The sequence below is a fragment of the Novosphingobium profundi genome, assembly GCF_018491765.1.
Taxonomy (GTDB): domain Bacteria; phylum Pseudomonadota; class Alphaproteobacteria; order Sphingomonadales; family Sphingomonadaceae; genus Novosphingobium; species Novosphingobium profundi.
In genome coordinates, this window is the sequence record NZ_JABWCU010000051.1 from 1 (window position 1) to 6385 (window position 6385).

At 60.7% G+C, this 6385-nt stretch carries 8 protein-coding genes; 6 read left to right on the plus strand and 2 right to left on the minus strand.

Going from position 1 to position 6385, the window contains the following annotated elements; translation table 11 throughout:
• Positions 1 to 129 precede the first annotated feature (129 nt).
• Both HT136_RS25740 and HT136_RS25745 read left to right on the plus strand, forming a co-directional pair.
• Entirely contained in the window at positions 130 to 765 is a 636-nt protein-coding gene (locus tag HT136_RS25740) for a TolC family protein (RefSeq protein ID WP_214202617.1), read from the plus strand.
• Between the two features lie 98 nt (positions 766 to 863).
• Positions 864 to 1058: a hypothetical protein gene (locus tag HT136_RS25745; protein WP_214202618.1), complete on the plus strand. Its 195-nt coding sequence runs from the start codon at positions 864 to 866 to the stop codon at positions 1056 to 1058.
• Between the two features lie 193 nt (positions 1059 to 1251).
• Here the strand turns inward: HT136_RS25745 and HT136_RS25750 are convergent, their stop codons facing one another.
• Positions 1252 to 1398 carry a hypothetical protein gene (locus HT136_RS25750; protein WP_213504631.1) on the minus strand — a complete coding sequence of 49 codons (147 nt, stop codon included), beginning with the start codon at positions 1396 to 1398 and terminating at the stop codon, positions 1252 to 1254.
• Between the two features lie 415 nt (positions 1399 to 1813).
• Here HT136_RS25750 and HT136_RS25755 point away from each other — a divergent pair, with 415 nt between their 5' ends.
• The 4 genes from HT136_RS25755 (at position 1814) to HT136_RS25770 (ending at position 5786) form a co-directional block, all read left to right on the plus strand.
• Positions 1814 to 2218 (plus strand): DUF2147 domain-containing protein, encoded by a 405-nt coding sequence (locus HT136_RS25755; RefSeq protein ID WP_026109759.1) that lies wholly within the window; start codon positions 1814 to 1816, stop codon positions 2216 to 2218.
• Between the two features lie 32 nt (positions 2219 to 2250).
• Positions 2251 to 3558: an OmpP1/FadL family transporter gene (locus HT136_RS25760; protein WP_036526777.1), complete on the plus strand. Its 1308-nt coding sequence runs from the start codon at positions 2251 to 2253 to the stop codon at positions 3556 to 3558.
• Positions 3558 to 5234: a long-chain-fatty-acid--CoA ligase gene (locus HT136_RS25765; protein WP_017503286.1), complete on the plus strand. Its 1677-nt coding sequence runs from the start codon at positions 3558 to 3560 to the stop codon at positions 5232 to 5234. Before HT136_RS25760 ends, HT136_RS25765 begins: the two co-directional genes overlap by 1 nt.
• A gap of 81 nt (positions 5235 to 5315) precedes the next feature.
• Positions 5316 to 5786 (plus strand): MerR family transcriptional regulator, encoded by a 471-nt coding sequence (locus tag HT136_RS25770; protein WP_213504632.1) that lies wholly within the window; start codon positions 5316 to 5318, stop codon positions 5784 to 5786.
• A 59-nt stretch (positions 5787 to 5845) separates the two neighbouring features.
• Here HT136_RS25770 and HT136_RS25775 read toward each other — a convergent pair whose 3' ends face one another.
• Entirely contained in the window at positions 5846 to 6052 is a 207-nt protein-coding gene (locus HT136_RS25775; RefSeq protein WP_004206962.1) for a hypothetical protein, read from the minus strand.
• Positions 6053 to 6385 lie beyond the last annotated feature (333 nt).

Genomic DNA, 6385 nt, shown 5'->3' on the forward strand with positions numbered 1-6385 from the left:
TTTCGGCATTGGACCATCAGCCCTGACCGAGGCCATGGAATTACTAAACCAACACCTGGCCACGGCCGCTTGATTGCCATGAAGCGGCGGATCTCACTCGCTCGCGGACGATCTTTGCAACAGAGCCATTTGTCACAATGGCAGGACGAGGCCGAGCGGCAAGCGCCTGTCATCCTCGCGCGCAAGGAGCAAGTGACGGCGGGCGAAGCGGCCATCGACCAATATGCCTGGTCGAGCCAGCTCAAGGTCACTGGCAGGGCCGCCTACGGGCAAGCCTGGCGTGGCGGTAACGATCCGGCGTTGCTCGGCGTGATCGTACCTCCGGGCAGCGTCGGCGGCTTTTTTGCCGGGGTCCAGGTCAAGCTTCCCCTCTATACCGGCGGTGCTCTTGAAGCACAGCGACGCCAGGCTTCGGCCCAGGCGCGAGGCGCACAGGCGCAGCTCGACGCAACGCGCCGCGATATCCGCCTGCAGGTGCAAGAGGCGTGGCTCTCGCAAAGGAGCAGTTCGGCGCAGATCACCGCCTTGCGGACGGCTCTTGCGTCGGCGCAGTTGCAGGAACGGGCGGCGCTGACCGGACGCGAGGTCGGGGTCAGAACCCAGAGCGACGTGCTGGCGGCCCAGGCGCAGACCTTCGAGGTGAAGCGGCAGCTCGACCAGGCGCTTTACGAATATGAGTATAGCCGGGCAGCGCTGGCCGCCTCCGCTGGTGGACTAACGTCCGCCCGGCTCGACGAGATCGGACGGGACTTCACGCCCCGCTGAGGGGAGTTTGTGGCACCGTCATCGCGCAGTCGATGCCGCCCCCGGAATGATCGCTCCATCGACTGCGAACGAGACGATCAAGGCAGGAAGGCCAGGAAATGGTGGGTAATCTCCCTATCCTCATCAAAATCCGGGAGCGGAGCTTGCGACAAAAAATTCCACTCCGCAGTTCGACCAGAGCGTGGATGCTGGGCGGCGCGGCCATAGTCGGGGCCGCCCTGATCGCCGCCACCTTGAGGCCGCTGTTCGTGCCGTGGGACTGGGGTGATGAAGATTTGAACGATGAATGGTAGCCCACGGTGAGAAATCTTCTTTCCGGCCGCGAGGCGGTAGGGGCAATGCGCCGGCTCTTGGTCGGGCGACCAATAAGTGTCGCAATTGAAACAAACGGTGGACGCGCGGCGCGTCGTCCTTGAGGGCCGCACGGAAAGCGCGTGTGTTGTTCACCGGAATAAGGCTGCCGGCCCAGCTTGGCTGGGCAATATTCTACCACCGCGAGGAAAACGCGGTGAGGCCGTCCGGCGAAATAGTGATCTCGATGAAGCGGAGATCGTTGGCCCTGCTCGCGAAGCTGTGTCGCCGAACATCGGCAGCGAGGTCCGCCAGTTCGGTATCGGCGAAGATCTTTTCCATTGACGGTGGCAGCCAGTGAATGGTCGCTCGCGATTCCTTTCGCGGGGAAACACGCTGTTGCTGTCGCTATCCAACTGCCGCTCGATAACGGGCAGCCCTCTCGCAAGATCGACCGGTTCCACAACGGCTTGCTCCACTGGTCGTCATCATTGCCGTCCCTGCAATAGCGCGGCACCTGAAGGCACGCACAGATCAATAGCTTGACGGCGTCACACACGAACACGCCCGAACCCTGACGACGGGGCCAGCAGCGCCTGACCCCTCCAATTCGCACACAACCTAATAGGCATTTTGATGACGCATTGAGCTATTGACTTACCTATACGTCATCGAGATGGTTATGGGACGCTGATTCGCCGCATATTGGCTCCAGACGTGAAACAGACGGTCGCCTGAAGGCGCGCGGAGAGGAACAATGTCGATCATTCTGACACTACTGGCTTCGAGCACTGCATTGCCCGCCGACACCGTTGTCGGTCGCTGGCAAACCGAGAGCCGTCATGGCGTCGTGGAAATCACCCGCTGCGGGCAATCGATCTGCGGTGCCTTGATCAGTTCCGACGGGATCAAAGCCAACCCCGAACTACGTGACGAAAAGAACAAGACCGCTGCGTTGCGCGGTCGTCCGCTTCGTGGATTGCAGATTCTGCAGGGTTTTACGTGGAAGTCGGGCAGTTGGTCGGGTGGTTCCATCTACAACGCTGAGGATGGCGGTACATACAGCGCGACGGTCACGTTAGCCGATCGGGATCATTTGCGCCTCAAGGGCTGCATCGTCTGGCCCCTGTGCAAGACGCAGACATGGACGCGCCTCCGATAAGCACGAGGAATTTGACAATCACGAAAGGGGAGATGGGCGTGGCAGGCAAAAATTGGAAAGTTGGGATCGCAACATCGGCCGTGGCGGCTGGATTGCTCGCGCCGCAAGCCGCGAGCGCGCAGGCCTTTTACCTTCAGGAACAATCGTCCAGAGGTGCCGGACGAGCCTTTTCGGGCGAGGTCGCCGACCAGGGCGTACAGTCCCTCTGGTGGAATCCGGCTGCGATCGCAGGCATGGAAGGAGTCGATGCCCACCAGGCCGTAAGCGTAATCCTTCCCAAAGGGTCGGTTGACAATGTCAACACGCTCATTGTCCGTCCCGGGCAGTCGGCTGCGGCTGTAGGCGGGAGCCAACGCTCTCGTGATCCGATCAATAATGGCGTACTACCCTCCGGCGCGATAGCCGTCGGCCTGACATCACGGCTCGCTTTGGGGCTGACCGTCGCCTCCCCTTATAGCTTCACAACCAATTATGATGCCGACAGCTGGGCACGGTATAGCGCCGACAAGACCAAGCTGCGAACATACGACATCCAGCCATCGATCGCCTACCTCGTTACGCCAAATCTCAGCATCGGCGCCGCGCTTAATATCGAATATGCCGACGCATCATTGTCCAACTATCTGCCGAACCTATCGCCTCTTCTCGCCGACGGCCACCAGGAGCTGAAAGGCAATGGTTGGGATCTTGGCTGGTCGGCCGGGCTGCAATATCGCGCCGGCCCCATGCAACTGGGCGCCAGCTACAAGTCGAGCGTGAAGCATAATCTCGACGGTTCGGTGACGACGACCGGTCTTCTTGGTCCGCTCGCCGGGCAAAACAGCGTAGTGAATGCAAACGCCACGTTCGAGACCCCCTGGCAGGCGATCTTCGGAGCGCGCGTGGCGGTGTCGCCCAAGGTCACCCTCAACGGTCAGGTGACCCGCATGGGTTGGTCGAAATTCGACGCTATCCGGCTCGGCGCGCCGCTCAACGTTTCAATCCCGGAAAATTACCGGGACACTTGGAGCTTCGCAGGCGGCATCGATTACGCGGTCACACCAGCCTGGACCGTTCGTGCCGGCGTTCAACACGCCCAGACCCCGACGCGCAACGGCAATCGGGACGCTCGAGTGCCTGACAGCAACCGTTGGAATTTCGCTGCCGGCACAAGCTATGCCGTGTCTTCCCGGTTCACGCTCGATGCGGGCGCAGCGTATATTACGTTCAAGGATACGACTATTGATCGCACGACAGCGGCCTATGCCGGCACGGCCGTGCAGACGCCGATCCTGATGGACGGCAAGCTCGAGGACGCGCACGCCGTCGTGCTGTCGCTCGGCGGACGTTTCCACTTCTGATGCTGGAGATCGCCATGCCCCAGCCCGCCATCAGCGCCTTCCCGTCGATACCGGAACCGGCAATTCCGCCACGGCTCCTGACCGACCTCCTCGACAATGCGTTGAACCTTTATCCCGAACGCGTCGCCATCGACTTTCTCGGGCGAACCTGGACTTATGCGCAGGTGGGGCAACTCGTTCGCCGTGCAGCACGTGGATTGCAGGATCAGGGGCTGCGCAAGGGCGATCGGTTCGGCCTGTGCCTGCCGAACTGCCCCTATTTCGCGATATTGTACTTCGCGGCGCTGCGCGTGGGTGCGATCGTGGTCAACTTCAACCCGCTCTACACGGAGCGCGAACTGGAGCATCAGATCCGGGACTCGGGAACGCGCATGATGGCGGTACCGGACGTCCGGATAATCCACGAGAAAGTGCAAGCCGTCGCGCCACGTGCCGGGCTGGACAAGATCGTGTTGTGCGGCATGAGGGATATGCTGCCCTGGCTGCAAGGCCTGGGCTTTGCGCTATTCAAGCGAAAAGACCACGCGCGGATACTCGACGAAGGCCTTCATGTCCGGCTCAAGGCGCTTCTCGCCCATGATGCCGAACCTGACGCGGTAGAACGTCACCCTGATGATGTCGCGGTCCTTCAATATACCGGAGGCACAACCGGCGTGCCCAAGGGCGCAATGCTGACCCACGCCAACCTCACGGCGAACAGCGCCCAGATGGTGGTGCATGTGGGAGGACTTCGCCCGCAGCAGGAGAGAACTCTCGGCGTCCTGCCCATGTTTCACGTCTTCGCACTCACGACGGTGCTCAACTTCTCAGTCGAAATCGGCGCCGAAATCGTCCTGCTGCCACGGTTTGAGATGAAGCAGGTTCTCAACACGATGAAGCGCAAGCCGCCGACACAGTTCTTCGGCGTGCCTACGATCTATGTTGCCCTGAACGCGCTTCCGGACGACGAGATACCCGATCTCTCGGCCGTGCGCGCCTGTATATCCGGCGGCGCACCGCTCCCGCTCGAGGTACGCGAGGAGTTCGAGGCACGCACGCGTGCCAGGGTCGTGGAAGGATATGGGCTCTCCGAAACCGCCCCGATCATCGCCTGCAACCCGTTGTTTGGGACGGTGAAGGACAATAGCTGCGGCCCAAGTTTCCCCGGCACCATCATCGAGATCCGAGATCCGGAGAATCCCTCGCGGGTTCTTCCCCAGGGAGAACGCGGAGAAGTGTGCGCCCGCGGCCCTCAGGTGATGAAGGGCTATTGGCAGCGCCCTGCAGAAACCAGTGCTGTCTTCGTCGATGGCGCGCTACGAACCGGCGATATCGGCTATTTTGATGAGGATGGCTATCTCTTCCTCGTCGACCGCATCAAGGACATCATCTTCTGTGGCGGATATAATGTATATCCCCGGATCATCGAGGATGCGGCCTACCAGCACCCGGCGGTAAAGGAGGCGATCGCAATCGCGATTCCTGACGCCTACAGAGGTCAATCTCCCAAGTTGTTCATCGCGCTGCACGAGGGATCGAACCTGACCGTCGATGAACTCAAGGTCTTTTTGCAGGATCGCCTCAGCAAGATCGAGATGCCCAAGGCCTTCGCATTCCGGGACAGCCTGCCCAAGACGTTGATCGGCAAACTTTCGAAGAAGGATTTGATCGAGGAGGAGAACAAAAAGCTCGCCTGAGCCTCTATCCCCTGTCAAGCTACGAGGCTTATGCGCTTGAGTGGTAGGGTAGCCGTGATTGGAGGACAGGGAGTGGATGGCATGGGGAACTCGCTCCACCTCGCCGAGGACGATGAAACGCTTAAGGACGCGGATCGCGACAACCCCACGCACAAGGGGAGAACCCGCGCAAAGGATGCGGATTTACAAGTGTACGGCATCCAGGATGTCGCTCAGGAACTCGGACTGACACTTCGCACGCTACGCTTCTACGAAAAGGAGGGGCTTATCGCCCCTCAACGGGTAGGCAGTACCCGGGCATATTCCAGGCGTGAGATCGGACGCATACAGCTGATTTTGCGCGGCAAACGCCTTGGCTTCTCCATCAAGGAAATCAAGGAGTTTCTCGATCTCTACGATGCCGATCCCGAGCATAAGGAGCAAATGGAGCGATTGATTGCCCGCATCCGGGAAAGGTTGGTCGACTTGAAGAAGCAGCGCTCTGCGCTCGACCTGACAATCGACGAGCTTACAACCATCGAAGTGGAAGCGATGGCAAAGTTGCAGCGATAATTTGGTCATCCCATTCTCTAACCGAGCGGTAACGCTTGATCGCGGCGCCCCCGATCCAATCAAGCCGTCAAGCGACGAGCGCCGCGCCGATCGCTAAGGCCGCCCCAGAACCGCGCCATGATCATCCAGGCGATGCCCGACGCGGTCATCGCCCCGCCGACCTGCCATGGCTCGAGGCCAAGCACGCGCGCGATGGGGCCCGCGAGCGCCACGAACGACATCATCGCCATCGAGCAGACGAAGGTCTCGAACATCAGTGGCTTCATGCTGAAAGCGCCTGATGCTTCCTCCCCCACTTGTTCGTCGCCTGTCGCTGTCGCAGCTTCGGTCATGCTGCTTCGTCCCGTGATGCGACCGGCGAACGGCCACCATTCCAGAGCAGCGCCGTCGAGACGACATAGACAACGAGCCAGCCGAGGTTGAACGCGGCGCCGTCAAGCCAGGTGTGCGCCGGCTCGGGCAGGATGCGCGCGATGGCTCTGTTGCAAACTCTGGCGCAGTGGCCAAGATTGGGCTGCTGGATTGGCAGGATCGGTTGCGATGAACGATTTCAAGGGGCGGCACTTCACCGGAGAGGTCATCCTATGGGCGGTGCGCTG

Coding starts and splice junctions, on each gene's coding strand:
- HT136_RS25745 (WP_214202618.1), top strand. CDS start 864: ATGGTGGGTAATCTCCCTATCCTCATCAAAATCCGGGAGCGGAGCTTG.
- HT136_RS25750 (WP_213504631.1), bottom strand. CDS start 1,398: ATGGAAAAGATCTTCGCCGATACCGAACTGGCGGACCTCGCTGCCGAT.
- HT136_RS25755 (WP_026109759.1), top strand. CDS start 1,814: ATGTCGATCATTCTGACACTACTGGCTTCGAGCACTGCATTGCCCGCC.
- HT136_RS25760 (WP_036526777.1), top strand. CDS start 2,251: ATGGGCGTGGCAGGCAAAAATTGGAAAGTTGGGATCGCAACATCGGCC.
- HT136_RS25765 (WP_017503286.1), top strand. CDS start 3,558: ATGCTGGAGATCGCCATGCCCCAGCCCGCCATCAGCGCCTTCCCGTCG.
- HT136_RS25770 (WP_213504632.1), top strand. CDS start 5,316: ATGGGGAACTCGCTCCACCTCGCCGAGGACGATGAAACGCTTAAGGAC.
- HT136_RS25775 (WP_004206962.1), bottom strand. CDS start 6,052: ATGAAGCCACTGATGTTCGAGACCTTCGTCTGCTCGATGGCGATGATG.